This is a genomic window from Microtetraspora malaysiensis, from assembly GCF_050947145.1.
Classification (GTDB): domain Bacteria; phylum Actinomycetota; class Actinomycetes; order Streptosporangiales; family Streptosporangiaceae; genus Microtetraspora_A; species Microtetraspora_A malaysiensis.
The window spans coordinates 1,869,520-1,895,990 of sequence record NZ_CP191998.1; the positions used below are offsets into that span (position 1 = coordinate 1,869,520).

The 26,471-nt window shown below is 63.8% G+C and carries 21 protein-coding genes and 1 pseudogene; 12 read left to right on the forward strand and 10 right to left on the reverse strand.

Annotated elements, in window-relative coordinates:
* Window positions 1-125: 125 nt before the first annotated feature.
* Complete coding sequence (locus ACQP1V_RS09155; RefSeq protein WP_433420869.1) at window positions 126-281, forward strand: hypothetical protein; 156 nt, start codon at window positions 126-128, stop codon at window positions 279-281.
* Window positions 282-398: 117 nt separating this feature from the next.
* Here the strand turns inward: ACQP1V_RS09155 and ACQP1V_RS09160 are convergent, their stop codons facing one another.
* Window positions 399-1,385 (reverse strand): hypothetical protein, encoded by a 987-nt coding sequence (locus ACQP1V_RS09160; RefSeq protein ID WP_433420871.1) that lies wholly within the window; start codon window positions 1,383-1,385, stop codon window positions 399-401.
* Between the two features lie 226 nt (window positions 1,386-1,611).
* Between ACQP1V_RS09160 and ACQP1V_RS09165 the strand changes: the two genes are divergently transcribed.
* Window positions 1,612-2,310, forward strand: a complete 699-nt coding sequence (locus ACQP1V_RS09165; protein WP_433420874.1) for a hypothetical protein — start codon at window positions 1,612-1,614, stop codon at window positions 2,308-2,310.
* A gap of 131 nt (window positions 2,311-2,441) precedes the next feature.
* Here the strand turns inward: ACQP1V_RS09165 and ACQP1V_RS09170 are convergent, their stop codons facing one another.
* Both ACQP1V_RS09170 and ACQP1V_RS09175 read right to left on the reverse strand, forming a co-directional pair.
* On the reverse strand, window positions 2,442-3,107 hold the full coding sequence (locus ACQP1V_RS09170) for a class I SAM-dependent methyltransferase (RefSeq protein ID WP_433420877.1): 666 nt from the start codon (window positions 3,105-3,107) through the stop codon (window positions 2,442-2,444).
* A gap of 272 nt (window positions 3,108-3,379) precedes the next feature.
* Window positions 3,380-3,874, reverse strand: a complete 495-nt coding sequence (locus ACQP1V_RS09175; protein ID WP_433420880.1) for an ATP-binding protein — start codon at window positions 3,872-3,874, stop codon at window positions 3,380-3,382.
* A gap of 259 nt (window positions 3,875-4,133) precedes the next feature.
* On the opposite strand from ACQP1V_RS09175, the gene ACQP1V_RS09180 reads away from it, so the two are divergent.
* A complete protein-coding gene (locus ACQP1V_RS09180; protein ID WP_433420883.1) occupies window positions 4,134-4,469 on the forward strand; it encodes a hypothetical protein in 336 nt (111 codons plus the stop codon).
* Between the two features lie 4 nt (window positions 4,470-4,473).
* Here the strand turns inward: ACQP1V_RS09180 and ACQP1V_RS09185 are convergent, their stop codons facing one another.
* The 5 genes from ACQP1V_RS09185 to ACQP1V_RS09205 form a co-directional block, all read right to left on the reverse strand.
* Window positions 4,474-5,355 (reverse strand): AfsR/SARP family transcriptional regulator, encoded by an 882-nt coding sequence (locus ACQP1V_RS09185; protein WP_433420886.1) that lies wholly within the window; start codon window positions 5,353-5,355, stop codon window positions 4,474-4,476.
* A 921-nt stretch (window positions 5,356-6,276) separates the two neighbouring features.
* Window positions 6,277-7,491, reverse strand: coding sequence for a hypothetical protein (locus ACQP1V_RS09190; protein ID WP_433420889.1), 1,215 nt, complete (start codon window positions 7,489-7,491; stop codon window positions 6,277-6,279).
* Window positions 7,488-7,772, reverse strand: a complete 285-nt coding sequence (locus ACQP1V_RS09195; RefSeq protein WP_387346409.1) for a hypothetical protein — start codon at window positions 7,770-7,772, stop codon at window positions 7,488-7,490. Before ACQP1V_RS09195 ends, ACQP1V_RS09190 begins: the two co-directional genes overlap by 4 nt.
* Window positions 7,772-10,423: an SUMF1/EgtB/PvdO family nonheme iron enzyme gene (locus ACQP1V_RS09200; RefSeq protein WP_433420892.1), complete on the reverse strand. Its 2,652-nt coding sequence runs from the start codon at window positions 10,421-10,423 to the stop codon at window positions 7,772-7,774. Before ACQP1V_RS09200 ends, ACQP1V_RS09195 begins: the two co-directional genes overlap by 1 nt.
* A complete protein-coding gene (locus ACQP1V_RS09205) occupies window positions 10,420-11,169 on the reverse strand; it encodes a class I SAM-dependent methyltransferase (RefSeq protein ID WP_433420895.1) in 750 nt (249 codons plus the stop codon). The genes ACQP1V_RS09200 and ACQP1V_RS09205 overlap by 4 nt, the downstream gene beginning before the upstream one ends.
* A gap of 875 nt (window positions 11,170-12,044) precedes the next feature.
* Between ACQP1V_RS09205 and rmuC the strand changes: the two genes are divergently transcribed.
* From rmuC to ACQP1V_RS09235, 6 genes are all read left to right on the forward strand, one after another.
* The gene (rmuC, locus tag ACQP1V_RS09210) at window positions 12,045-13,652 is read left to right on the forward strand and encodes a DNA recombination protein RmuC (RefSeq protein WP_433420896.1); all 1,608 of its coding nucleotides are present in this window, start codon (window positions 12,045-12,047) and stop codon (window positions 13,650-13,652) included.
* An 85-nt stretch (window positions 13,653-13,737) separates the two neighbouring features.
* A complete protein-coding gene (locus ACQP1V_RS09215; RefSeq protein ID WP_433420899.1) occupies window positions 13,738-15,822 on the forward strand; it encodes an N-6 DNA methylase in 2,085 nt (694 codons plus the stop codon).
* A gap of 13 nt (window positions 15,823-15,835) precedes the next feature.
* Window positions 15,836-17,470, forward strand: coding sequence for a type I restriction-modification system subunit M (locus tag ACQP1V_RS09220; protein WP_433420902.1), 1,635 nt, complete (start codon window positions 15,836-15,838; stop codon window positions 17,468-17,470).
* Window positions 17,463-18,644 (forward strand): restriction endonuclease subunit S, encoded by a 1,182-nt coding sequence (locus ACQP1V_RS09225; protein WP_433420905.1) that lies wholly within the window; start codon window positions 17,463-17,465, stop codon window positions 18,642-18,644. Before ACQP1V_RS09220 ends, ACQP1V_RS09225 begins: the two co-directional genes overlap by 8 nt.
* Entirely contained in the window at window positions 18,641-21,850 is a 3,210-nt protein-coding gene (locus ACQP1V_RS09230) for a type I restriction endonuclease subunit R (protein ID WP_433420907.1), read from the forward strand. The genes ACQP1V_RS09225 and ACQP1V_RS09230 overlap by 4 nt, the downstream gene beginning before the upstream one ends.
* 141 nt (window positions 21,851-21,991) lie before the next feature.
* Window positions 21,992-22,957, forward strand: coding sequence for a GIY-YIG nuclease family protein (locus ACQP1V_RS09235; protein WP_433420910.1), 966 nt, complete (start codon window positions 21,992-21,994; stop codon window positions 22,955-22,957).
* Between the two features lie 117 nt (window positions 22,958-23,074).
* Here the strand turns inward: ACQP1V_RS09235 and ACQP1V_RS09240 are convergent.
* A pseudogene (locus ACQP1V_RS09240) lies at window positions 23,075-23,791 on the reverse strand (ISAs1 family transposase); the annotation flags it as partial.
* Window positions 23,792-23,821: 30 nt separating this feature from the next.
* Window positions 23,822-24,112: a hypothetical protein gene (locus ACQP1V_RS09245; RefSeq protein ID WP_433420913.1), complete on the reverse strand. Its 291-nt coding sequence runs from the start codon at window positions 24,110-24,112 to the stop codon at window positions 23,822-23,824.
* Window positions 24,113-24,124: 12 nt separating this feature from the next.
* On the opposite strand from ACQP1V_RS09245, the gene ACQP1V_RS09250 reads away from it, so the two are divergent.
* From ACQP1V_RS09250 to ACQP1V_RS09260, 3 genes are all read left to right on the forward strand, one after another.
* A complete protein-coding gene (locus ACQP1V_RS09250; RefSeq protein WP_433420916.1) occupies window positions 24,125-24,391 on the forward strand; it encodes a hypothetical protein in 267 nt (88 codons plus the stop codon).
* Window positions 24,392-24,716: 325 nt separating this feature from the next.
* A complete protein-coding gene (locus ACQP1V_RS09255) occupies window positions 24,717-25,916 on the forward strand; it encodes a toll/interleukin-1 receptor domain-containing protein (RefSeq protein WP_433420919.1) in 1,200 nt (399 codons plus the stop codon).
* Between the two features lie 161 nt (window positions 25,917-26,077).
* On the forward strand, window positions 26,078-26,467 hold the full coding sequence (locus tag ACQP1V_RS09260; protein WP_433420922.1) for a TIR domain-containing protein: 390 nt from the start codon (window positions 26,078-26,080) through the stop codon (window positions 26,465-26,467).
* Window positions 26,468-26,471 lie beyond the last annotated feature (4 nt).

The window sequence follows — 26,471 nt, forward strand, 5'->3', positions numbered from 1 at the left end:
GTTGCCCGCAGCCCCGTTGACTGACCGATTCTGTTGTGCAGCGGACGGGACCCAAGCTGTCGTCCTCTTCTGCCGAGATGAGGGCGTCCGCAGCCCGGGATCGCCGTCGGCTAGCCTCTGGCGGCATGACTGCCATCTCCCGCGTGATGACCCGATTCACGGACGGGCTTGTCCACGCCTATGACTTCTCGAGCAGCCCGGTGGAGTCGGCTGCGGCGCCGGTTGCCGTCTTTCCCATCGTCGAGGCCGTCGAACTGGAGAGCCACGCGGTGGCGCCTTGAGTTTTCGCTAGACGGGACGGTGGTGTGGGTCTACCGGCCCGACGCGATGTCAGGACGCGGCGACGGCCTGGATCAATGGCTCGCCTTCAACCCAGATGCGGTCTGATCAGACCACGGTCAATCCTCGGCGCCTCGGATCGTTACCTCGATGGCGGCCGGGTCACCCGCCGCATCAAGTTCGACATGGACAGGGAAGAACCCGTCGCCTACGGACGTCATCGCGAACATGATGCGGGCACCGCCGACGTCTATCGAGGCGGCCTCATTCTCGGACGCGCGAACACCAGCCATCACCCGCCAGTGGTGCGAGTGTGGACGGAAATCGAAGGCGAACTTACGTCCAATGCTCCGACGATCGTTCAACGCGACTGCCTTCGCGTACGCTTCGCGGACCGGCAGGTTGAGCCAGCCGTAGTGATCCTCGCCGGGCGTGCCGGTACGGGTGGCACCGAACTCAGCCGCAATCTCGGTCTCGTGCCTGCCCCAGAACACGACGTCCGCGAGGCCGTCGATCGGGTCGTCGTGTATCCATGCGTTCAACGCGTCCGCGTCGGCAAACACAAACCGGGCGTAGTCGGCGCCGATCTTGCCCAGCGGGCAGGTACCCACGACTGGTTCGTCACTGACCACGATGCGGACGTGCGTCCAGCCCCAGTCGCTGTGCGGTATTGCTGTGACCGGCAGCGGACGGTTGGTCGGCAAGCCTCCGATAGCGATGACTGGCACGCCGGTGATCAGAAAGTCCGGGTCGTTTCCGGCGATCGCTCGCCGGACTCGGTCACGGTGCGGGACCCGCCGTGGAAAGGGGCGCAGCGACGCCTGGTAGCCGCGCTCATGGCAGTGGTCATCGAAGAGCGAGGTGAACTCTGCGACGGCATGCTGCGGGATGTCGTAGAGGGTGCGGCCGGACTGCCGGTCGAACGACTGAGCCGCGGCGTCTGCATCGCGCCCGACTACCTCGAAGTCGACGGCTGGCGCGACGTCGGGCTGCCGCACGTCGTCCGGTGTGCGGTCGCCGGACCATAGCCCGAGGTAGCCGCCATCCATCAGCGCCAACTCGCCCGACGGACAGGTCACCTCGCCGAGCAGCACGATCTCCGCCACGGTCGCGTAGTCTACGGCGGTCAGTGCCAGTCATCGCGACCAGATGACGATGGCGGATCGGACCCATCCGCTTCTGCCGCTGTTCGGGCGGGAGTACCCACAGGTGCTCGACTCTGCCGAAGTCGACCGTTAATACCCAGCGGCCGGGTATCTGGCACCACGTGATGCAAGCGATCATTACAGGATGGCCATTCCACCACCCCTGGGCGAGTCATTGCATAGTCCAGTGTTCTGGGCGCGGTACACCTTTGCCCACGAGGACGGCCCCGGAGCTGATCGGCTCGGCGACCTCGAAGAAATGCTCGGCGATGACCTCGACGACGAAGAGGACCAGAATGCGGACGATACAGCGCTTGACGTGGAGTTCGATGTCGGCGGCGGCTACCGCATACTGCTGACTGTCGATAGCCAGGTCGACTCGTACAGCCTGGGGATTGCCGTCCCGGACTCGGCCGACACCGCAGAGCTGGGCTGGGACGACCTGGCGCACTGGCACCCGTACGCTCTGCGCTGGTTCGAACTCGACTTGATCTGCCGGGCGGTTGCAGCGCTCGATCCACAGTTGCCGCACCCTGGGGCGCCGCTGGCGCTGCTCTGCCGGTTCGCCGCAGTTTTCGAGGACGACGACGTGGACGGCGCCGCCGCCGCCGTAGATGCGGCGTACGCCTCGCTACGCCCGCAACAGTGGGACGGCTACTGGCCGTGTGGCACCGACTGGCTCGAGCGTGCGGACTTCCGCGGTCAGAACGTGGTCTGGCAGCGCGATCAGGCCGGCAACTTGAGAGCCCGTCAGGAACGCGACCACGAGGCCGACTTCTACAGCACCCGCGTGGAACCGGCAGCCGGTACGGATCACTTTCCGCACACCCGGCTACAGGCTCTGCTGTCCGCCGCCGCCACCACACTGACGGTCGGCGCGGCCTGACCAATGCGATCGCCGGGTGCGGTCAGGCGCCGAGGCGCGGACGCGCACTCATCTGCCGCCGACCGGGCGTTACGCCGCGTGACGGACGTGCAGTAGCGCGCGGTGCGCGGTCGTGCCGATGTGCGGGCAACTCAGTCGGCTTTGGCCAGCAGCACCGCCTGATCGTCCCTCTCCCTGCCCTGAGCGCGTCGCACCAAGCGGCAGACTTCTCGCAACCCGGCAGCCTCGATCTCGGAAGCAACTTGATCCGCCGTGTAAAGATAGCGCTCGAGTTGGACCTCGTGGCCGAACTGACGGTATGCCGCGGATACGTCGCGCGTACCTTCGCCCGCCTGGAACCCGACGAGCAGGTGACCAGCCGGGCGAAGAACCCGAGTGGCCTCCGCGAAGATACGCGCATGGCCGGCGGGAGGCGTGTGGATGATCGAGTACCACAGCATCACGCCTGCGAACTGCTCGTCCGGATAGGGCAGATCAGTCAACGAGCCCACGGTGAACACCAGGTCACGGTGGTCGCGGCGAGCCATGGCGACCATGCTCGAAGACAGGTCGACTCCCTGCACCAGACACCCGCGCTCGGCGAGGTACCGGCTCATTCGGCCCGCACCGCACCCGGCGTCAAGGACCCGCGGGTCGTCACTTGCCATCACCGCCTCAGAGAAGGCGTCGATCATGGCGAGGTCGAGTAGAGCCTCGGCACGGGTGTCCGGAAAATAGGTGGCGTAGTCCTCTGCAACGGTGTCGTAGGCGAGTCGCACACCGCTGAAGTCGAGCGGACCTGAAGGCGAGGAAATCACGGCCGCATCATTGCACTGAACGTCCGCTTCTGCCGCGAGTCGCGCCCCACTCATACGGCGTCAGCGCGGTCATGACCGGAGAGAGACTTTCGGTCATGACGTATCGCAGCGTGCATGTTCATTGGTAGTGACGTTCCATGCTCACGACCAACGGCGGGCAATAGCCGCCTGTCGGCGGATGACCGTCGGAGGTCCGACGGTCACGTCCGCCGGGAGTGCGGTGCCGCCGGGCCATCATGGAGGGCGGCTTCGACCCCTGCTATCGCGTCTGATCATGATGCGGTACGTATGGCGTCCGGTACGGTCAGGATGAGTTGGGCCCAGACGACGTGGCCTGTTACGGGATCGCCTTCCAGCCCGACACGGTTGGCAAGGGCCGCGACGCCGCGCAGGCCGTGCCCGTGCTCGCTCGGCGTGAACCCCTGGCCGAAGACGGGCACGCCTCCGCCGCCGAGGTCGTACACCAGGACCTTCGCGACGCAGATGTTGCGCGCGACCTCGACTACGAAGTAGCCGCCCTGCTCTCCCGAGCGGGTGTGCAGGAGGGCGTTGCTGATCAACTCGGCCGCCACCCACTCCGCGTCGTCGGCGCGCTGGGTGTCCTCCAGCAGAGCTCGTACTATCTTGCGCGCGGGCGCGACTTGGTCACCGCGGCCGGGGAAGACCCGCCACCACAGCATCTCGCCCGCTCCGCGCCGGAGCCGGACGGTTGTCCAGATCACTCCGGGCTGAGACTCGCGGAACTCCTGAAGCTCCTGATCGTTCATGCTGGTCACCTCCGTGACGTCCCGGGAAATCCGGGAGGGACCAGCACGATGGATCGACTCACCATCCGATTCGAATCCCCGGATCACGTCATCCGCCGACCCGCAGAACAGCTCAGCGACCTGCGGAAACGTTGATCGAATGCCGTGACCGGCCGATGCGCTGCTGGCGGACCACCCGGCCGGACTCGATCAATCACAAGAAGTCGGCCTATGGTCCGCCCGTCACTGACCAGCGCGAATGTTGGAAGGCGGGTTGATCATGTCAGGTACGGGTTATCAGACGTTGCTCGAATGCCGACGGCGTGGCCGTGCCCTCCGGTTACACGGCTTCACAGTCGACCAGATCGCGTTGGTGCTCGCCCTCGACCATGACGTGAGCCCGTTGAAGCTCTACCGCTACGCCAACGGGCTCACCGCGACCCAGGTTGTAACTGCCTTCAACGACCTCGACCCGTCCGGAGGTGCCACGCTCCGTGAGAGCAGGCTGTACGACTACGAAGCCTGGCCCGCCGGAGGGAGGCGCCCTTCGACCTGGGCGCTCACCCTCCTGGCTCAGATCTACGGGACAGCCCCAACTCGGTTGGAACCGCGGTGACGGGCTACGAGACGTGGCCGGTGAGCCTGCCGTACAGCTCGCGCGTCTTGGCCGACGGCGAGAGCCCGTCCAACTCCGCGAGCGCCTGGCAGAGGTCCCGGTACGTCGCGTAGACCGCGTCGTTCCGGCCGAGGGCACTGAAGTGGCGCATCATCCGGCACGACACCTGCTCGTTGACGGGATCCAGCCGGTGGGCCCGTTCGAGTACGGCGGTTACGCGGTCGGCGGCGGGATCGAGTTCGCTGAGCCGCAGCAGCGCCTGGATGACATCGTGACGCAGGTCCTCGGCAACCTCGGTGGCCCACGGATGAGTGCCGGCGGGGAGGAACGGCCCCGCGTATAGGTCGACGGCCCTGCGCAGGGACGCGATCATCTGCTCGGGGCTGTCGGCCTGCTTCGCCTCGGCCAGTGCATCGCGGAGTTGCCACAGGTCGGCGGTGACCAGGGCCGGGTTGAGTCGGTAACGACCCCCGACGTACTGGAGCAGGTTCTTGCCCTGGTGCGGGCGACCGAGGACCCGCACCAGCTTGTCGCGCAGTTCGCTCTTCGGCCCGTGGAAGCAGTCGTAGTGGTCCAGCGTGATATCGGGCCACAGCACCTGGTACGCCCGTTCCCGCGTCAGGCCCTCCCGGTGAACGACCAGCAGGCCGAGGAGATCGGCGACGTCCTTTCCTCGGCTGCAGTCGGCGCTCCTGGCCGGGCCGTACACCGTCACCTGGTCCAGCACCCGGACCGTGATGAGCGCCGCGCTGGTGCTGACCTGGCTGTGCTCCGCCCTCGGAGTGATTTCCGGCTCAGGAGCGCTCATCGTGATCGGGACGGTGTGAACGCTCGGCCCCGTCTCGTCCTGCCGCTCTGGCGCGCCGATCTTCGTGTCCTGGCTCATTCGCGCACGTGTCGGCATCGGACGGAGCCTGAGCAGCAGCGCGGTCGCACCCGCCACCGCCATGCCGTACAGCAGGGCCTTCCCGATAGGGGCGATGAAGGACTCTCGGTCAGCGGTTGACGCGCCGGAAACGCGTGGACTTGGGGAGAGGTGCCCGACAGAGGTGGTTGGCCATATCGCCGGCCGCGGCGATATGGCCTCAGAGGCCACTGGCGACGGCGTCGGGGTTGGAGCGGAGCGAGGCTTGTCTTGCCTGGCTTGGACGGCCTTGCCGCGTGACGGTTTCTCAGCCGCGTGCTCGAAGGGCTTCCGGTGGTGCCGCCCGCTGTTCTGCACCTTCTCGGTACGAGACGGTGGTGTAGCCGGCCGCTCGATGTGAGTCTTCTGCACGTTCCGGCTGGGCGTGGCGCGGTCGTTCTTGGCAGGAGTCACGTTCGGCGGCTTCCTCGGCTGCGGCGGCCTGGAGACCGTTGGCAGCGGTTGCGGGATACGACGCGACTCCTCCAGCCGTGCCAGGAGGTCAGGCATTCGGCCCTGCGCAAGGTCCTTGTTGATCAGGTCGCAGAACTTCGCAACGTCGTACACCTGCCGGGCCTCCTGGGACACCTGGCAGTAAGGATCCCGGACGGTCATCGCGTAACCGGCCGTTGGACTGAGGCCGACCATCGCGACGCTGAGGAGTGCCCCTCGGACGAGGTAGCGAGTCCGCGGCCTGCGGGACGGGCATGGCTTGATCACAACGCATCACCCCCGGACAGCCCCTGAAAGGGCTGGATGGCGCACGATTCGTGACATCCGAAGATCTACCCCGTACGCGATCACAACTGACGGCTGGAAGATCAAGTCTTGGCAATGGATCTCGAGGGCACGAGCCGGAAATTTGCTCAGAAAAGCCGACAACGCCTCCGGCAGGAGGCAGCCCTACAGGGTGAACCGGCGGCGGAGCGCCTGCAGAGCCGTACGGGCGGACCGGGTGAGCAGCAGAAGTCCGGTGAAGATGACGCAGACCACCGCCACGGCGAAGTACAACCAGGGGTTGTCCGTCTCCATTACCTGCAGCAGCGCCAAAGCGATCCCGGCGGGCACCGTGACGAGGGTGAACACGACGATGGCGCTGTTGACGTAGCGGCTCTCCTCATCTCGGGTGAGCCGGTTGAAGTCGCTGATGTCCGAAAGGATCTGTTCGTAGCGCCCCGGGAGCATGTGCTGGCGCTGGTAGGCGGAGAGCAGCCGATTAGGCACCCCGTGCGGGGTCAGATGTTGCGCCCACAGATGCCGCCGGAAGGAGCTGACCTGCCGTTCGAGATCGGCCATCGCCGTCTTCAACGAGGAGTCGAGCGCGGCGACCGCGTGCTCTTCCAGGCGCGTGATCTCCTGTTGTTGCAGTAGCCCGAGCAGGATGGCGTCGAGGTAGATGGACCGCAGATACACCTCGGCGTAGCCGAAGAACGGGTCCTCCGGCCCCTGATCTGGGCGGATGCCGACGGCCCCCATGCCATCGCGGAGCACGACCGCGTGCCAATCGCTGGACAGCCGGATGACCTCGTCGTCGCGTGGTTCCAGGTTTCTGGAATCGGGTGGATAGTCGGCGAACGTACTGCGCGAGCCCAGTGCCCACAGCCATTGGTTGGTGGCGGACCAGCGCCAATACCGAGGCTGAAGATACAGGCGGGGGAGCCCCTGCCTGGTCGCGGTCACGAACGAGACTGTGAAGGGATGTGCGTCCGGCTCGATCACGGCTTGCCCGTGGAGGACCGCCTGCGGATCGAAGCCGATCGGCGGCGCGCCTCTGCGTCCGGCAAGCCCTCGTACGAGCGGGATGAGCGTGCCGTTCCGGGGCCGCAGATGTATCGCAACCAGCCCTCCGGCGTCCGAGAACCTCGCCTGAAGGGCTTCCACGCCGATGACTTCGACGTTTCCGACAGTCCGGCGGGTGGCGTCGTGCCAGCGCTGCGGATGCTCGGCATCGCCGTACAGCACACGGGCTGCCTTGGCGCTGTAGTACTGGCCGCGCGCCTCGGCGGTGGAACGGACGTGCCCATGCTGGAGGATCAACGGCCCGGGCTCCCACGCCGGACTGGCGGGGAAGCGAGCTGGATAGACCGCGATCAGGACTTGCCGTTCCAGTCGGCTCACCGGTAATAGTCCTCCACCTCGGGTAGATCGAGACGGATGATGTAGCGCGCCCGGTCGGGCTCGTCCAGGTCGACCAGGAACCTGACCCGTTCCCCGACGTGGAGGGTGCGGAATCCCTCGGTCACAATGTCGGCGTACATGAAGGTGTGGTCGGCACCGGATTCCGCGTCGCGGACGACATAGGTGCTCAGCCGCCCGGTGTAGCCGCTGCCGTGCGGCATGCGTTCGGCGATGTACCCGAACCGCTGACCGCCGGGCGCGGAGGTCGCCTCGCCGTTCATCACACCTCCTCAACACATCGGAAGCCGATCACGTTGCTGCGGCCGTACCGCCGGGCGAGCCCCTTGGAGGAGGCTTGCACGGCCCGGTACGGGTTGTCATAGGAACCACCGCAGATGACGACCTCGTCGCGGTGGTCCAGGGTGGTCCCGGTGATCTCCCAGACGTTGCCGGCCATCTCGCGCAGGCCGTACGGAGAGACGTTGCCGGGGTGTGCGTCGACCGAGCCGGGCATCGCCTGGGCCAGACGGCCGCGGTCGAGCTCCTCGCGCCAGGCCTCGTATGTGATCAATGTCCGGCCACTCCAGGAGTCTGCGCAGCTCACGATCTCGAGGTCGATATCGTCGCCCCATGGGAACAGCCGCCCGTCCGTTCCTCGGGCTGCGGCTTCCCACTCCAGGGAGGTGGGCAGGCGCTTGCCTTCATAGCGTGCGAAGGCGTACGCGCTCCAGTAGCTGATGCAGACAGCCGGATAGTTCTCGTAGGCCGAGTCGGTGAAGTAGTTCTGGATCCGCAGCCGTTCCTGCCACGGCTCGTGCGAGACCTCGGGCGGCTGGTCCGAATGATCCCACTGGCGCGAGCCGTCCTGGCGGATTGCCTCCAGGAAACGGTTGTAGCGAGCGACCGTGACAGGGAAGCGGTCGAAGCGGAGCGGGCGCTCGATGCGGCGCAGCATCAGATGATGACTTGGCCCGACCAGATAGACCCCCGCGGGAAGGACGTACTCCTCATCGGGAGCAGGCGGGGCCTCGTGAGAGCGCCGGTGAAGGAACTCGCGTACCTGCTCGGTGAGCCGCGGGGGAGTGCCGGACTCCAGCGCGGTCTCCCGATTGCCGGGGTCACGAAGGTATTCGGCGGCCAGCAGCTCTTGATACGCCGAGTGGATGAAGGCGACTGTGGACGGACCGACCAGCCGGAACAGCCCGCGGAGCCGCAGCGCCTCGTAGGTCAGCCGGCCGCCCTCGAACAGGTCGATCCCCAGGTGGTTGACCAGGTCGATGAACGTGAAGGTCGTGTGACCCCGGAGGAAGGCCGAGCCGAAGTACGTGACGAGGGAGGCGAACGTGCGCTCCATCCCGGCCGTCGCAGTGACCCGGGCAATGTGGGTCCAGGCCAGTTCGGTCAGGTGGGGAAGTTCGTGGTGGGCGTGTCCGACCTCGCCGGCAAGCCGCATCTCAAGGGGCGAGGCGACGGCGACCGCGTCGTGCAGACGCAGTGCCGAGAAACGCGGGACCTGGAGCGGGTTCACACCTTGGGCGTGGAGCTGCTGGACCAGCTTCTCCGACACCAAAGCGGTGCCATCGAGTAGCCGCCGTACCTGGGGAGAGTCCTCAAGGAAGGACACTCGCGATGAGGTGATGACCGCCGACTCGGCGGTGAGCACCTGGGCGAGCTCGGCGAACAGGTCCAGGAAACCGGCCTGGGTCATCAACGGCACTGCCTCGTCGACTGCGTCGAGCGCGACGAGTACGGAACCCGAGCGAGCGAAGTAGTGGAACACCTCGAAGACGTAGCTGTACTCCACCTCCATGTACGGCGCGAGCATGCGGGTGACGAACTCGCGGAACTCCTCGTCGCGCCGTTTCAGGCTCATGTCGAAGTAGAAGCGGTAGCGGCGCTGCTCGGTGGTGGCAGACCGTGCGACCAACTGCTTGAGCAGCGTCGTCTTGCCGCTGCCGGAGCGGCCGACGATCAGCAGGTTCCCGCCCGAGGTGGCGACCTCGTCCAGGAGTTCGTCGGCCGCACCGACCTGAGAAACTCGCTGTTCGCCGGTGTGTTCGTCGGTCGTGAGGAGATCCCCGGACAACGTCAGCCGGTCGGTGGCGACCAGCTCCGGATACGTCCCGATGACGTCGGCCAGATATCGCTCGAGATCGATGAACGCATCCATGAACCGGTCGTAGGTGAGGACCCGACAGTCATCTCCCAGCGGCCCCGGCGCCTCCTGGATGCCGTTCTCCTCCAAGATCAGGAACCGGGTGAGTTTCGGGAGCTTCGTCTGCAGCAGTTGTCCGCCGGTCGTGTTCAATACCTGGACCACGTCGTCGACGTTCTTGCTCAGCAGCAGTTCGACGTACTCGCTGCGTAGGCCGCGCTCTCGGAAGAACAGCTGATAGACCGTGTTGCGGGACAGCTCGAACCGCTTCACCGGCTTGAAGCCGAGGGTGACGTACAGCCCGGCGAGGAACTCGGCCTTCGCCGCCACGTCGGGAGCGAGCTTGGGGATGTCCCCGCTCAGGATGCCGCTGCCGGTGCTGCTGAACCAGGCCAGCACATCCAGCAGCCGCCGGACCGCGGTGAGCCCGTCCTCGTCGGCGATCTCGTAGCCGTCGTGGGTGGACCGATTGCGCAGCCGCTGGATGTCGCGCAGAGCGTCCAGGACGGCCCCACTGCGGATGTGCGGCTGCGCGCCCTTGATCAGCTCGTTGAGCGATTTCCCGCCCGGATCACCCGGGACGTTGTAGTGGCGCCACAGCTGCTTGAGGATCCGCTCCGTGATTTTGCCGACCAGCGCGATTGCGTTCTCGGGGTAACCATCGCCGAGAGATTTGATCGGGCGTTCGAAGTCCAGCCCAAGATGGCGGGCGACTCGGGAGTGATCGTCCAGTTCGTTGCGTAGCTGGCGTAAGCGGGTATCGAGCTCGAAGCTCACGCCTTCACTCCGAGGACGAAAGCGAATCGGTCGGGGAAACGGAACTCAGGGTCGGGGTGCCTGCGGCGGATCTCGTCGATCCCCGCTTCGATGGCGGCGTCGTCGAAGTTCGACAGCAGCGACATGTAGCGGCTGCGCACCATACGCATGTAGCGCTCGGCGGTGAAGACGAGCGGGAACTCGTCGTGGGTGAGTTCGGCGGCCAAGCCGCTGTCGCGCATCGCGGCGACGATGTCCTCGGGGTCGGGTTGCAGTTCTCGGAAAAGCTTCAGAGCTGCGTCGAACAGCGGGTATTCGATGCTTGTCGGCAACATGGCCACGAGGATCCGCCCGCCCGGTCGCAGGAGCCGGGTCAGGCCGGCGAGGCCAGCCGACGGATCCGCGACATGATGAATCACCTCCTTGAGGAGGATCGCGTCATAGCCATCATGCGGGAGCCGCACTCGGCCTTCGGCGAGATCTTCGGCCCCCGCATGCAGTGGGATCAGCTGGTCGTCAGCGGGAAGCTGGTCCAGCATCGCCTGGGAGGGATCGACGCAGACCACCATGCTCGCCTGTTCCGCCAGGCCGCGGGCGTAGAGTCCCGTTCCGCACCCTATGTCGATCACGCGATCGTCTGGGCCGAGGCGCAAGCGCTGCTGAATGCTGCTGGTCATCCACTGGATGAACTCGGAGCTGTGCGCCCAGTTCTCGTCGTACTTGTCGGCCAAACGATCGTAGTGCGCCCGTGTGGCATCGTTTCGCACGAGATGTCCCCTCCCCGCCTGATCAAGACAGCCTCCAAGCATCTGTCAAGTAATGCGCCAGGTCAAGGAAGTTTAATTCGGGATACTTGTATTGAGCGCGGCCAGACTCGCTTGAGCCGAGACTAGGCTCGGCACGGCATGATGCTGAGCAATCCTTCGGATTTCGCGTATGCCTGCAAAGTCCCGCTCGCTCGTTCTCATTGCGTTCGGTTGTCGGCAGCAATGGAGCCGTCGGCCTGCGCAACCTGTTTGCTCGTCCGCAAGTTCGAAGTGAGGCGTACCACTACACGTGGTGCATGTTGTCGGGGTTGCCGTACAGATGACCACGGGGGCGGGTCGGCCAGCACTGCCAAGAGGCGAGGAACTGGCATCTCCGCACCCGCTCGCCGTCGGCACTTGGTAGGTGCTCGCGCTGGCACCCGGTCAAGCGGGCCTCACTCGTGTCACCCACCGACGCTTCGCGCGTTTCGTGCAGAAAAATCATGTTCTGCCGGATTCGTCTAGAAAGATCACGCCTAAGACGGGCTGCACTGACGCCCGGAGTCGATACGACTGGAATCTGGTCGAAACAGATACTTTGGCCCGTTTTGCAACTTTGTCGGCATCTCGAACGTCCCATTCGGGTTCTGGTCGATACGTGGATGTCAGGCCTGATGTGCTTGATAAGGGGGGTTATCGGAAAAGTGCCCGCCTTAAACGCAAAGACGTTCTACGGTTGGTCCTGCTGGGATGCTAGTTCCCCCTGGGAAACGTCGCCACTCCAGTAACCGCGTCTTCCTCGGCCGGTCTCACGTTCTGCAGACCGGTGCGGTACATCCGAAAGGACTCCCGTGGCAACCGTACTTACTCTCTTTATTGCTGCTATCACAGCTCTGATGGGCTACCTGGTCGCCCGTAGCCGCGCCGACAGCGATCGGGCGGAAATGAAGATCGCGCAAGAGCAGCAGCGTCAGGCTCAGGAGCAGGTGGACGAGCTCCGCTCGGAACGAAACGAGGCTCGGGAGAAGCTCGCCGACCTCGATCGCGCCTACACCACCGCGCTCACCGACCGCCGGTTCTTGGATGAACGACTCGGCAGCCTCGAGATGGAGCTGAAGACAGCCCGCGTCGACCAGCAGCGCAAGGAGGTCGAAACCGAGCACCTCAAGGTGGCTCTCGCCACTGCACAGGACCGATCCGAGCAGGCTGAGCGCCGGCTCCACGAGGCGCGGCTGGAAAACACGAAGCTCGAAGTCACGGGGGCTCGGCTTCGTGAAGAGATTCAGGAGCTCAAGGAACAGCTCAGCGAGCTGACCGCGCAGAAGCAGGGCCTTCAGGAGCAGGCCACGGCGCTGGAGGCGGTCCGCAAGGAGCTCGATCAGACTCGCGACGAGAACAACCGGCTCCTCGAGGAGTCACTCCGCGCCGCCACGGACGAGATGCTCAAGAAGTCCCAGGCGGAGCTGGTCACCAAGGCCGAGGCGACGCTGAGTGCGGTTAGTAAGCCCGTGCAGGAGCACTTGGCCCAGATGGACAGGCAGCTCAAGGAGTTCAGCACCACCCGCGTGGCAGCCGACGCAAAGCTGGACCAGCAGCTGACGACTTTGACGGAAGAGGGGGTCAGGACCCGTAAGGAGACCCGCAACCTGGTGGAGGCGCTCAAGAAGCCGCAGGTGCGCGGACAGTGGGGAGAGATGCACCTCCAGCGGGCCGCCGAGCTGGCCGGCATGGTTGAACACTGCGATTTCGATCTCCAGGTCCACGTCGCCGACATGGAGACCGCGGTCCGGCCTGACATGGTGGTCCATCTGTCCGGGGGCAAGCACGTAGTGGTGGATGCCAAGGTGCCGATGGCCGCGTTCATGGCGGCGATCGAGGCGGCAGATGAGGTCGAGGCGAAGAAGCACTGGGCTGACCATGCCAAGCACCTGCGCAAGCATGTGGACGCCCTAAGTAGCAAGGAGTACTTCCGTAAGGTCGCGGGCTCACCGGAATTCGTGGTGCTGTTCGTGCCCAGCGACGCGTTTCTTCAGCCGGCACTTGACCATGACCAGTCCCTTCTGGAGTACGCGGCCTTCAAGCAGGTGCTGATCGCGACGCCGACGTCGCTGATCGCCATGCTTCGAACGATCGCGTTCGCTTGGACTCAGGCAGCGCTGCAGGACAACCTCAAGCAGGTCTACGAGCTTGGCCGAGAGCTGTATGAGCGGCTGTCGGTTATGGGCGGACACCTCAGCCGGCTCGGTGGCGCGCTGGACCGGTCGGTTAAGGCATACAACGAGACCGTGGGCTCCATGGAGGGCCGGGTCTTCGTCACCGCGCGTAAGTTCCAGACCCTCAAGGTCGTAGAGAGCCAGCTGGCCGAGATCCACGCTGCGGAGCAGTCCACGCGCCCCCTTGGCAGCCCTGAGCTGATCGAGTCGGCTATGGCAGAACGTGCAGTCAGGGCGCTCCCCGCACCCTCGGCCGATCCTGCCTCTGAGTCTGACTCGGCTGTTGGTTGATAACCGGGGTTATCAACCAATCTAGTGGCCTAATGATGGATCTTCCATCTACATTCTTGAGTGATTAAGGAGGGGAGGTGTTGATATGGCGGTCTCGCACTCGCCGTTGATGTCCATGACGGAAATCGCCAGGCTCGCCAGGGTGGAGAGGCCGGTCGTCAGCACCTGGCGACGTCGCTACCCTGACTTTCCCGCCCCTGCTGCCAGCGGCCACAGCAAGCCCCTTTTCAGAGGTGGCGAGGTGGTGCGATGGCTCGCAGACAAGGACCTCGGAAACGCCTCCGGTGCCCAAATCCGTGAAGAGATGGCCCTCTACAGCATCGCGGCTTATGCCACTCAGTTCGGCCCGCGCAGGCTCGTTGAGATCGCAGGGAGCCTGCTCTGCCTGCGTCAGCTTGTCGAACGGCCCCTTCTCGCCGAGGCCGGCACCACGTCATGGTCGGAGCTGTTGCGCAGAGCCGAGCGCATGGACATCGAGGACGAGTTCGTGCTGCGTGAACTCCGAGGCGCGGATTCGTCCGCTCTGACGCTGGCACACCTGGCCGACAATCTCGTGGAGGCCGCCTACACCCCGGGCAACGCCTACGAGTGGCTGTTGGCGGCTCGTTCCCGGATCGGCCTCGACGAACTCGCCGCGTCCCTTCCCGCTCCAGAGCTGCTGCGCCTGATCACTGAGATCACCGACCTGCCCTCCCGCCTGACGAAGAAGAGCCGTATCGCGATCGCGGACCCCTACGCCGGAGCGGGGGACCTCCTCGTCGCTCTTATCAAGCAGACGGACCAGACCGATGGCATTGTGGCGTTCGCGGCGGAGCGGGTGGACTGGCTCGTCCGGCTTGCCCGGCGCCGGCTACTGCTGGCCGGGATCGTCGAGCACGCGCTCGACGTCCAGGTCGGCACCGACCTGGAGGAGGGGATGGCCGACCCGGACCTCATCGTCACGCAGCTGCCATATAGGCCCGGTGAAGTCCGGTCCGTATTGGCCACCCTGGCCGAGGTCGAGCGGGTAAGCGATCTCCTCGGCCCTGGGTGCACCGCCGTTGTCATCGGTCCCGCTGACGTGCTCGTTGACCAGCTCACCGGCACCGAAGAGGCGCAGCTTCGCTCGGCCCTGTTGCGCAGCGGCATCGTGGAGGCCGTCGTCAATCTCTCCGGGGGCGTGATCCCTTATCGACCCGGCTACCGAGCAGCCCTGTGGGTCATGACTCGTGCTCCGATCAAGGCTGCGCGAGGTTATGTGCTGCTCTGCGACATCAGCGCCGAAACCCTCAGCGAACGTGTGCGTGCCCGGCTCACCGAAGACATCCTGCTGTGGCGCGCCGAGGGATATCGGCGTTTCGACGGACACGACCCTCGCTACGGCCATGCCGTACCGATCGCGCAACTCGATGCGGAGTTTGGTGGAGTGCTCACGCCGCCTGGGCCGCCGCAGTCCCAGGTCCTGGCACGTACGGTGACCGAACGCCCTGCGCTGATCGCCGAAGCCGAGGGGCGCCTTGATCGCGCGGCCCTTCTGGCTCAGCAATATGGCGAAACTCATGGTCGGGTGCGGGGTAACGTTGTACGCCGCATCGGCTCACTCGCGCCGCTCACCACTGTGGGCGCGCTCATCGCAGATGGCCGGATCTTGAAGGTCAAGGGGCATCGCATCCACCCACGGCATGTACAGCGGGAAGGCCACCACACCGTGCTCGGCTCCGAGGAGGTCGCTGGTGCGAGCCCCATCGGCAGTCGCAAGATCGACCGCATGGTGTTCGCAGCCACCTATGAGTACGCCGCTCTGACCGAGCCGGGCGATATTGTCTACACGACCTCACCCCGGTTCGCCCTGATGGTCGATCACGAAGGCTTTTCAGTAGTCGCCTTCCCCGCGCGGGCACTTCGCGTCGTCGCCGAAGCCGTACGCCCGCTCACTCCCCGAGTCCTAGCCGCGTTGCTCGCAGCGGCCAGGAACACCGATCGCAGCCCCGGTGCGGTCCGTGCGATCCGGATCGAGGACCTCACCATTCCCGACCTGAACCTGGCGGATGGCGAGCGCCTCGATGCCCTCCTTGCCGATATCGAGGCGCGGCAGAGCCTGCTCCGCGCCCAGCAGAACGAGCTTGCCGAGATTCACAACTTGACCGTCGCCGGCTTTGCCGACGGGACTTTGACCCTCACTGATCACTAGAGAAGAGGAAACGATGCCGCCACGTAAGCGCGCAGCCGTCGGGCAGGGCGAACTCCCCGGCATCTCCAGCACCAAGGAGATCCAGGACATCCTGTGGAAGGCCGCTGACAAGCTCCGCGGCTCGATGGACGCGGCTCAGTACAAGGAGTTCGTCCTCGGGCTGGTCTTCCTCAAGTACGTCTCGGATGCCTTCGCCGAGCGGCGCGCCGAGCTCGCCGCTGACCCCGAGCTCGCGGAGATCCCCGAGCATCGCCGCGCCGCGTTTCTTGAAGAGAAGGACGAGTACACCGAGAAGAACGTCTTCTGGGTTCCCTCGACCGCCCGCTGGGATTACATCGCCGAAAAGGCCACGAGCGCGGAAGGCGGTGTCGGCAAGCTCCTCGACGATGCGATGAGCGCCGTGATGAAGGAGAACCCGGCGCTCACCGGCGTTCTCCCACTGATCTTCAACCGGGACAACGTCGACCAGCGGCGTCTCAAGGAACTCGTCGACCTGATCAGCGACGCTCGTTTCACCGGCCATGGCGACCGTCCCGCACGAGACGTGCTCGGCGAGGTCTACGAGTATTTTTTGGAGAAGTTCGCCCGCGCTGAAGGCAAGCGCGCCGGAGAGTTCTACACGCCCGCAAGCGTGGTCCGGCTGCTGGTGGAAATTCTGGAGCCGTACAAGGGGCGCGTGTACGACCCGTGCTGTGGATCGGGAGGCATGTTCGTCCAGGCCAGCAGGTTCGTTGTTGCTCATGCCGGACGAGACCACAGCGACGACATTGCCATCTACGGTCAGGAGGCCAACGAGCGGACCTGGCGGCTGGCAAAGATGAACCTTGCCATCCATGGCATCGACCCCAAGGGCATCGGGACGCGCTGGGCCGACACCTTCGCAGAGGACAAACTGCCGGACCTCAAGGCCGATTTCATCATGGCCAACCCGCCGTTCAACATGTCTGCCTGGTCGCGGAAAGAGAAGGACCCGCGCTGGGTGTACGGCGCGCCGCCACAGTCCAACGCCAACTACGCCTGGCTTCAGCACATCATCTCCAAGCTTGGCGAACGCGGTATGGCCGGTGTCGTCCTGGCCAACGGGTCGATGTCCTCCAAGCAGAGCGGGGAAGGTGAGATCCGCACCGCGCTGGTCGAGGCCGATCTGGTTGCCTGCATGGTGGTTCTGCCTGGCAATCTCTTCCGTTCGACCGCGATCCCCGCTTGCTTGTGGTTCTTTGCCAAAGACAAGACTCCACAGGGAGGCAAGGCACTTACCGACCGAAGGGGTGAAGTGCTCTTCATCGACGCGCGGAGCATCGGCACCATGGTCGACCGCACCGAGCGAATCTTCACCGATGAAGACCTCGCCAAGGTCGCTGACACCTACCACGCCTGGCGTGGTACCAAGTCCGCCAAGGACAAGGGCATCAAGTACGAAGACGTGCCCGGCTTCTGCTACTCCGCGTCACTGGCAGAGATCCGGGAGCACGACTTTATCCTCACACCCGGGCGTTATGTTGGTACGGCAGAAATCGAAGAGGGCCCCGACGCCGAACCGGTGGAAGAACGCATCGCCAGGCTCACAAAAGAACTCTTCGAGCACTTTGACGAGGCCGCGCGTCTCGACGTAGTCGTTCGCGAACAACTCGGGAGGATCGATGGTTGAGCGGCCTGCTCTCCCGCTGGGAGAGCTGTGTGACTCCACGCGCGGGATAACCTACGGGATCGTTAAAGTTGGTGACTTTGTTCCGAACGGTATACCGGTAATCCGGGGAGGAGATATCCGAGGCAATCGGATTGTATTTAGTGACGAGAAGCGCGTAACTCGCGAAGTGAGTGAGCAGTTCCGTCGAACAATCCTTCGTGGCGGCGAGTTGGTTATCAATCTAATCGCTGAGCCGGGGCACTGTGCAATTGTCCCGCCGTCCATGGCGGGATTCAACGTCTCGCGTGACGTGGCTGTTATCCCACTGGTCGACTATGTGAATCACAGCTATGTTAACTGGTATCTAAAGTCGCCGCAGGCGATCGAGTGGCTATCCGCTCGACTGAGCGGAAGCGTAACGCAGAAGATCAATCTAGGGATCCTTCGGCAGGTCCCTATCCCGTTGCCGGGTCGCCCTTGCCAGGATGCAATTGCGGATGTTCTGGGAGCGCTGGACGATAAGATTGCGCTCAATGAGCGCCTTGCCATTACTACTGGTGAGCTATTGTCGGCCACGTATAGTAATGCGATCAATGAAGCAAAGTGTGAATTCTCGGAGCGGCCGCTGTCGGATGTGGCAGCGTTTATCAACGGGCGCGCCTTCACGAAGGATGCAACAGGAACTGGGCGGATGGTTATCCGCATTGCCGAGATCAACTCGGGCCCGGGGCCATCAACGATCTATAACGACATGGACGTTTCTGAGAGGCACTTGGCGCGGCCTGGAGATGTTCTTTTTGCCTGGTCGGGTTCCCTTACGGTGGCCAGGTGGTATCGCCCGGAAGCTATCATCAACCAGCACATATTTAAGGTCATTCCAAAGGGTAATTATCCTATTTGGCTACCATTTGAACTGGTAAAGTTGAAGCTAGCGGATTTTCGTTCCGTTGCAGCTGATAAGGCGACCACAATGGGCCATATCCAGCGCCGCCACCTCGATGAGCTTGTGCCGACACCAAGCACCGTCATGCTTCAAAAACTAGAAGTCAAGTGTAACGCTTTCTGGGCGCGAGCGCTTGCCGCAGAACAAGAATCACTAACCCTTGCGGAGCTGCGTGACGCGCTGCTTCCTGAGCTCATGTCCGGCCGACTGCGCGTTCGAGACGCGGAGCAGATTGTCGAGGACGCCTTATGACGGCCACGAATGACGACGGCAAGATGACCGAGTCCGCCTGGGAGCACCATGCTCTCGATGAACTCGCTGAGCTTTCTTGGCTCCCGAAAGCTGGCAAGGACGTCGCGCCGGGGTCCGGGAGCCGGGCGACGTGGGACGACCTGATCCTTCGGGACGAGCTGCATGCCGCTGTCGAGCGACTGAACCCTGAGCTACCGCCGTCGGCCGTACGTGATGCGATGACCATTGCGACAACGCCGAAGTCCCGAGAGGCACTGCCGGAGAACAGGCTCGCCCATGAGTACCTCACCCACGGGATCCGCCTTACCTACACCGACGAGTTCGGTGCGGAGATTACGCCGACGGTCCGCCTGATCGATCTGCGTAACCCGAATACGAACACCTATCACGCAGTCAACCAGGTCACGGTAATCGACGGGGAAAAGGAGCGCCGCTTCGACGTCGTCCTCTACGTCAATGGCCTGCCGCTTGCCTTAATCGAGTTGAAGAACGCTGCTGACGAGCACGCCACGCTTAAGGATGCGCACGCCCAGCTCCACACTTACGTCAATGAATTTCCGGTGGCTTTCCGCTACAACGTGCTCTGCCTGATCTCCGACGGTCTCAGCGCAAAGTACGGCACGCCGTTCACGCCGTACGAGCACTTCGCTCCCTGGAACCTTGACGACGACGGCGAGCGGGTAGACACGAACTCGCCCGACCACGATGGCGTGGAAGCGCTGTTTCTCGCGCTGCACGGCCTATTCACGCTAAATCGATTCCTTCGCCTGGCCCGGCACTTTGTAAATTTCACCCCGTCCGGGAAGCGCATCGCCAAGCCGCACCAATATCACGCAGTGACCAAGGCCGTCGAAGCAATCGTGGAGGCGTCCCGCAGCAACGGCCAAGCGGGAGTGGTCTGGCACACACAGGGGTCAGGCAAGTCCGAGGAGATGGTGTGCACGGCGGCGATGGTTTCGCGTCAGCCCGCACTCAACAACCCGACGATCGTTGTCATCACCGATCGCAACGACCTCGACGACCAGCTCTTTGGCACCTTCCAGGACAGCCAAGGACTTCTCGGACAAGAACCGATCCAGGTGCAAACCCGCGAGGAACTCCGGGCGGAACTGACCCGCCGGCGCACCGGAGGGATCATCTTCACCACGCTGCAGAAGTTCGGGCGTACGAAAGAGGAGCGGGAGTCCGGCGAGGATCACCCGCTGCTGTCTGACCGCCGCAACATCCTGGTCGTGGTCGACGAGGCGCACCGCAGCCACTATGACAACCTGAATGGCTACGCCCGTCACCTGCGGGGCGCGCTGCCGTACGCGACGCTGATCGCCTTTACCGGGACGCCCGTCTCCACGGCCGAGGCCAACACCCGTGAGGTGTTCGGCCCATACATCGACATCTACGACCTCAAGCGGGCTGTAGACGACGGGGCTACCGTCCGCGTTTATCACGAGCCACGGCTCATCCCTGTCTCCCTGCCGCCAGGTGTGGACCCCGAAACGATCGACCAAGAGGCCGACGCGCTGACTGCCGATTTGGATGACGCCGAGCGTCGTCGGGTTATGCAATACGCCGCGCACATGACCAACGTGTACGGCGCGCCTGACCGGATCAAGACGCTCGCCGCGGACCTGGTTGCGCACTGGGAGCAGCGGTCGGAGCTGATGCGCCCACAGCTCGGTGGCCCAGGCAAGGCCATGGTTGTCTGTGTCAGCCGTGAGGTCTGTGTCCGGCTCTTCGACGCGATCAAGGAAGAGCGGCCTCATTGGGTGGCCGAGACCGTGGACAAGGGCAAGATGAAGATCGTCTTTCATAGCGACCCGTCCGACCCTGAACACCTAAAGGCTCACGCCCTCCGCCCGTCCCAGCACAAGGTCGTCCAGGCGCGAGCCAAAGACATTGACGACGAGCTTGAGCTGCTCATTGTGCACTCGATGTTGCTCACTGGCTACGATGCCCCGCCGATCCACACCCTGTACATGGATCGCCCGATGCAGGGGGCGAACCTGATGCAGGCACTCGCCCGGGTCAATCGCAGGTTCCGCGGCAAGCAGGAGGGGCTGCTCGTCGGATACGCGCCGCTCACTGACAACCTCAAGAATGCACTCAAGGAGTACAGTCCCAACGATCAGAACGACCAGACTCTAGGGCGGGACATCGAGCGGGCCATCACAGAGGTCGGCAACGAGTACTCGATCATCTGCGGCTTGCTGTCAGGCATCGACTGGCGGCGACTCCTCGCGGACACATCTGTCCCTCGTCCCCGCATACGGGTCCTACGGATGGTAACTAACTACCTCCGTGACCCCCGCACCCCTGGAAACAAGGTCGAGCCAGGCCAGAAGAGCTTGTCAGACCGTTTTAAGGAGCGCGCCACCCGGTTGGAGCGTTTCTATCGGCTGTGCGCGATGAGCCGTGACATTGTCGAACGGTTCGACAACCTGGAGGCGCTGCGGAGAGATATCGCCTTCTTCGTCGAGGTGCGCGCCTGGATCGTCAAGCTGGACGCCGCCGACCGTGAAGCAAGCGGGAAGCCGCTTGCCGCCGAGGTGAGTATCTACCTGTCTCAGTTAGCGGCCTCTGTAGTCGATGCCGCGGAGATCACCGACTTGTACGCTGAGGCCGGAATAGGGCATCTGGACATCACGCAGCTCAACGACGAGCACCTGCGCAGGCTGCAGACCTCCGAGACTCCGCACCTGGCCGCCGAAGCGCTCCGCCGGCTGATTGAGCAGAAGATGCGCGAGGTGACCCGGCACAACATCATCCGCAGAGAGAGCTTCGCTGAGAGGCTCGAAGACCTGATGATCCGCTATATGCGGCAACAGCTCACCAGCGCCGAGCTGATCGCCGAACTGGTCGCTATGGCTAAAGAGGTCTCTGCGGATGCTCGGCGAGGCGAGCGTTTCGACCCGCCGCTCAATGTCGCTGAACTCGCCTTCTACGACGCTGTTGCCAGCCACGGAATCGCCAAGGCCGTTATGGGAGACGACACGCTTGCCGAGATTGCGCGCGCCCTGGTAGCCGACATTCGGCAGAACCTGAGCGTCGACTGGCTGTCCCGCGAACCCGTCCGCGCGAAGCTGCGCAGCCGCGTCCGGCGGCTGTTGGCCAGGTTCGACTATCCACCCGAGGAGGAGCGAGAGGCCGTCGAACTCGTCATCAAGCAGATGGAGACCTTCGCCAACGAATGGGCACCCGCGTCACCATGACCAGAGCACAGCCATGAACGGCGCAATGTATGAGAGGACTTTCTTAAGAACGCTGTGCGAGTTTGGAAGTATATTCCAAACTGTCGAACGCGGCTAATCTATCGCTTGTGACAGCACACCTGAGTCTTGGAGGATTTTACGGTGATCCCCCAGCACAAGATCGGATTTGTTTACGTTCTAACCAACGAAGCCATGCCGGGCCTCGTTAAGGTCGGCCTCTCCTCGTGGCTTCCCGAAGATCGGGCGCTCGATCTTTACAAGACAGGCCTGCCGAAGCCGTTCGAGGTCGCCTTCCGAACCATGACTTCACGGCCTGAGGCCGTTGAGCGCCGCGCGCATGAATTACTCGCGGAAACCCGAGTGAATCCGAGGCGGGAATTCTTCAACGCCACCGTGGCGCAAGCCATCGACGCGGTCCGAATGGCCGCTGTCGAAGTGGCCGGAATCGAGAGCTGGCAATCGCTAGATCGATATCTACTGAGGTCAGGGGATCGCCTGGCCTTGGCTCTGGAGGAAGGCCAGGTCTTCGCCTTGATCTCCTGGACGTCCCTACAGAAGCTCTTCGCTGGCCACCCGCCGGAAATTATTGATCTCTGGCAGGCGCAGTCCGACGGGGATCACTTGGAGATTTTTGGAGCGAGATCGCCCGGCCATGTCGCCGGATTCAGTGATAACCATCCCGGTAGTGATGTCGATCCTGTCCCTTATCTGGATCGCGATCAAATGGCAGCCAACGGTATGCTCATTGGTCGCGAGATGCTCGCGCCGGGTGACAGGCTGCTTTGGGTCGCCGGACCGCGATCAGACCAGCATTTCAGTGTGCTCTTTGAAGCCGACGACTACTGCCAGGTTATTAACAGGACTTGGAGTCCGCAGATGACGGAGTACGGGATTGCGCGCTTGCTGAATGACTTCACCCACAACAAGCCCTGGCCTGAGATGGAAAATGCGGTCCACGATACGCTCGCGCTGTCTCCTCCCCGCTCCTGGGCTCCCCGAGAAGATAGGGATTCCGACGATTGGGCGCTCATTGGGGACGAGCCGCAACCGCCTGCATATTGGCTGCCTCAACTGCAACCTCGTAAACGGCAAAAGAGAACACGCTGAGCGTCTACCAGTGATCGACCGTGTTCAGCTCAGCATCGGCCAAAAACTGAGTGTCGACTGGCTGTCCGTTCGTGTGAAGCTCCACAGCCGCGTCCGGCGCCAGGGCTGGAGGAGTTCTCACATCGTGAGACCCAGGGCGATGTGGAAGTCGTCGCGCGCCCATCGGGTGCCGTCGGCGATGTTGGTGAAGCCGAGCAGGCGTAGCGCGCCGATCGCGTAGCTGCGCATGGTGGCCAGGATCGACGGGGCCGAGGCGGTACGGACCCTGCATCGGTCCTCTCCGAGGGTGACGTCTCTCACGTAATGATCTTTGTTTTCGATTGACCATTCGCCTCTGACCAGTTCGGCCAGGCGTCGTGGGCCGGCCAGCGTCACGGGCAGGTTGGTGACGCCCAGCACCGCGATGCTCGACAACGGCTTCCAGTGCAGGTCATAGACGTAGCGTTCGAGCAGGAAGACCTGCTTGACGTGCGGAAAGCGGGCCCCGGCCGGGGCGGGCATCACCTGGATGGTGCGGACCTCGGTGCGGCCGTGGCCGCGGTCGTAGGTGGTCCACCCGATCGGGACCTCGTTCCAGGCCAAGGCGTCGAGCTGGTCGAACAGGCCCGGCTGGTTGCCGCCGACCGGGAAGACGTAGAACGCTTCGCGCCGGTGCAGGTAGCGGGCGTGCTCCCGCTGCGTATGCAGCCTGTCGGCGCTGATCACGATGTTCTTCAGGCAGTCGATCTGGTCCAGTAGCGGGGCGAAGGCGGTGATCTCGTTGCTCTTGGAGCCGACGTCGATCGTCGCGACCATGAGGGCGTCGTGGGCCAACTGCGCGTCGAGCCGATGCCGGGCGGACTTGCCAGGGGTGGCGGTGCCGCGTTAGGTCTTGCCGTCGACGGTCATGGGGATCAACTCGTCGGGATCGTCGTACAGCTCGCGCAGCTGGCCGGCCCGGTGCGCGGCGTAGGCGGCATCGACGTGCGTGGCGTTGACCCGCGCGATCGTGCGGCACACGGTATCGGGGTGCGGGGCTTGGAACAGGCCGGTCCGCCGATCCTTTCGGGCGCCGAGCTGGGCCAGGACTTCTTGCGGGGCACGGGCGATCCAGTGCCGGATCGCGGCGGAGGAGACCGCGCCGGACACGATCGCCGCCTGGACCAGGGCCAGCATCAAGGCCAGTGGATGGCGCCGTCCGCGTCGATCACGGGGGTCTGGGACCTGGGCCCATACCTGGCGCAGATCGGCCATGTCCACGACCTCATCAGCCGGTGCGAGAGATCCACGCTGGTCAACGGCGTTGATGGTGCGCTGATGGCGGACACGACGGGCGGCATGGCAGACTGCACGGACAACGAGGCTCCGGTAGATCGGGTTGGCGTGAGAACCGCCGTTCTACGGGGCCTTGTTGCATGTCAGGACTTCGCCACGCCGTACGCGATCAACCCGTGACCTGCGAATCCCCTTCTCGTCGTCTCAACATTCGAGAACTCCGTCAGCCCTGCGTCCGGCGCCTGTTGGCGAGGTTTGACTACCAGGCGGAAGAGGAACGCGCGGCCGCTGAACTCGCCATCAAGCAGACGGAGACCTTCGCCACCGACTGGGTGCCCGGATCACCTGATCCAGTCGCGATTTTGGGTGCGTCTGGAGTGACTGTGGGGACACCTGTGACGCCACAACCGGCGATAACATCGTCCTAAAGGAGATCATGACGACTTCTGCGACGCAGGATTACCCTCCACGCAGCGTCGTGTCAGGCAACAACAGGAGGATGCGCGTGGACGACGGCAAGGCTGACTTCTTCATCTCGTACACGCAGGCGGACACCGAGTGGGCGGAGTGGATTTCCTGGACGTTGGAGCACGAGGGATACTCGTGCATCATTCAGGCGTGGGACTTCCCGCCCGGAACGAACTTCGTCCTCAAGATGCAGGAGGCCACTGCTCGCGCCGGCCGTGTGATCGCGGTTCTCTCACCGGACTACTTGAACTCCAACTTTGCCCAGCCCGAGTGGGCCGCCATGTTCGCGAGTGATCCACAAGGCCTTGAGAGACGGCTGATTCCGATCATGGTTCGGGATTGCACGCCGCCTGGGATGTTCAAGTCAATCGTTCAGATACGGCTGTTCGGCATCGACGCCGAGGTCGCGAGGGAGACGCTGCTATCCGGACTTCGTCCCGAACGCGCCAAGCCAACTATGCCTCCGCCCTTCCCCGGGAGAGGTTGGGCCGCTGTCGGCCAGGGCAGCCCGGAACAGGTTCAAAAGGCGTCTCCGGTCGCGTCAAGCCAGGAAAATGCGGTTGCGACGCTTGTCCCAAGCGTCGCGGCAGGACCGCTCGAGTGGATCCGCACTATGCCTATGCCGATCATTACTCGATCCCAGATCATCGGCGCCTCGAGGATGAGCAGCCGAGCCGTTCTTGAAGTGCATCTCGTTCCGGCACGGGACTCGGTGCCGCTGGATATGCGGGTTGTAGCCGGTCTCCCAGGCAAGTTGATCGAGATCGGGCGCCAGCAAGGGCTGTTCGATCTCGGAGAGGCCGTTAACGCGGACACTACCTCCAACGCCGTGTGGACCGCCACAGGTGGGCGGCAGCCTGGACTCTCCGGGATCGCGGTCACCCGTAGCGGGCAGCGAGCTACATGGACGCCGCTCCCTGGCGATAGGCTTGGGTCAATTTTTGATCCTGAGGACGTGATTGACCGGGTAAGGCGCTTGCTGCACCTGCTGAGCGAACTCCCACTCTCGGCAGCAGATTTCGCGCCAGCCGCTGTTATCGAACCCGCGAACCTGCTGGCTATCGGAAATGTCGCAGCTGTCGGCACTCGGTCTTCGGCCACACTAACTATGTCTGAAGGGCCGGTCGTTTCGCCGCCGGAGGGATCTCTGAGGTTTAACGTGATTCGAGATCGCGCCACGGACATCGCCGAAGAGCTCACTGTCCGTCTGCAAGCTGCGCTCCGTGAACGCCGATAAGCAGTCCGACACCCGCCCAGGGGACGAGCCGCACTGCACAATCCCCCGCCAGAGGAGGTGCTGACAGATTTCAGCCGCCCGCGGTCATGCCAGCGTAGATGTCGGTGCCAGTCCCTACCCTTACTGCAATCGCTCGTACTCGCCCTCTCTTGGAGGATCACGTGGCAGTCCCCAAACGCGCGTTTGTTAGCTTCGACTACGACCATGACGCCCCGCTGAAGCACCTGCTCGTGGGCCAGGCCAAGCTCCCCGGCTCTCCCTTCGAGATCCACGACTGGTCGATCAAGGAGGCGTCGCCGACATGGCGAGATGAAGCGAGGCGCCGCATACGGGCCTCTGACGTCGTGATTGTTATCTGTGGCGAGCACACGCACACCGCCAAGGGCGTAGCTATCGAACTCGAGATAGCTCAGCAGGAGGGGATCCCGTACTTCTTGCTCTGGGGATACGCCGACAAAACCTGCACGAAGCCCACCGCTGCGGAAGCTAGTGACAAGGTCTACAAGTGGGCATGGGACAACCTTGAGAGCCTCATCGGCGGGGCGAGATGAGCAC

Excerpts from the sequence above, each read along its gene's own strand:
- ACQP1V_RS09155 (WP_433420869.1), top strand. The coding sequence starts at position 126 with ATGACTGCCATCTCCCGCGTGATGACCCGATTCACGGACGGGCTTGTC.
- ACQP1V_RS09175 (WP_433420880.1), bottom strand. The coding sequence starts at position 3,874 with ATGAACGATCAGGAGCTTCAGGAGTTCCGCGAGTCTCAGCCCGGAGTG.
- ACQP1V_RS09180 (WP_433420883.1), top strand. The coding sequence starts at position 4,134 with ATGTCAGGTACGGGTTATCAGACGTTGCTCGAATGCCGACGGCGTGGC.
- ACQP1V_RS09185 (WP_433420886.1), bottom strand. The coding sequence starts at position 5,355 with ATGAGCCAGGACACGAAGATCGGCGCGCCAGAGCGGCAGGACGAGACG.
- ACQP1V_RS09195 (WP_387346409.1), bottom strand. The coding sequence starts at position 7,772 with ATGAACGGCGAGGCGACCTCCGCGCCCGGCGGTCAGCGGTTCGGGTAC.
- rmuC (WP_433420896.1), top strand. The coding sequence starts at position 12,045 with ATGGGCTACCTGGTCGCCCGTAGCCGCGCCGACAGCGATCGGGCGGAA.
- ACQP1V_RS09215 (WP_433420899.1), top strand. The coding sequence starts at position 13,738 with ATGGCGGTCTCGCACTCGCCGTTGATGTCCATGACGGAAATCGCCAGG.
- ACQP1V_RS09220 (WP_433420902.1), top strand. The coding sequence starts at position 15,836 with ATGCCGCCACGTAAGCGCGCAGCCGTCGGGCAGGGCGAACTCCCCGGC.
- ACQP1V_RS09225 (WP_433420905.1), top strand. The coding sequence starts at position 17,463 with ATGGTTGAGCGGCCTGCTCTCCCGCTGGGAGAGCTGTGTGACTCCACG.
- ACQP1V_RS09230 (WP_433420907.1), top strand. The coding sequence starts at position 18,641 with ATGACGGCCACGAATGACGACGGCAAGATGACCGAGTCCGCCTGGGAG.
- ACQP1V_RS09245 (WP_433420913.1), bottom strand. The coding sequence starts at position 24,112 with ATGCTGGCCCTGGTCCAGGCGGCGATCGTGTCCGGCGCGGTCTCCTCC.
- ACQP1V_RS09250 (WP_433420916.1), top strand. The coding sequence starts at position 24,125 with ATGGCGCCGTCCGCGTCGATCACGGGGGTCTGGGACCTGGGCCCATAC.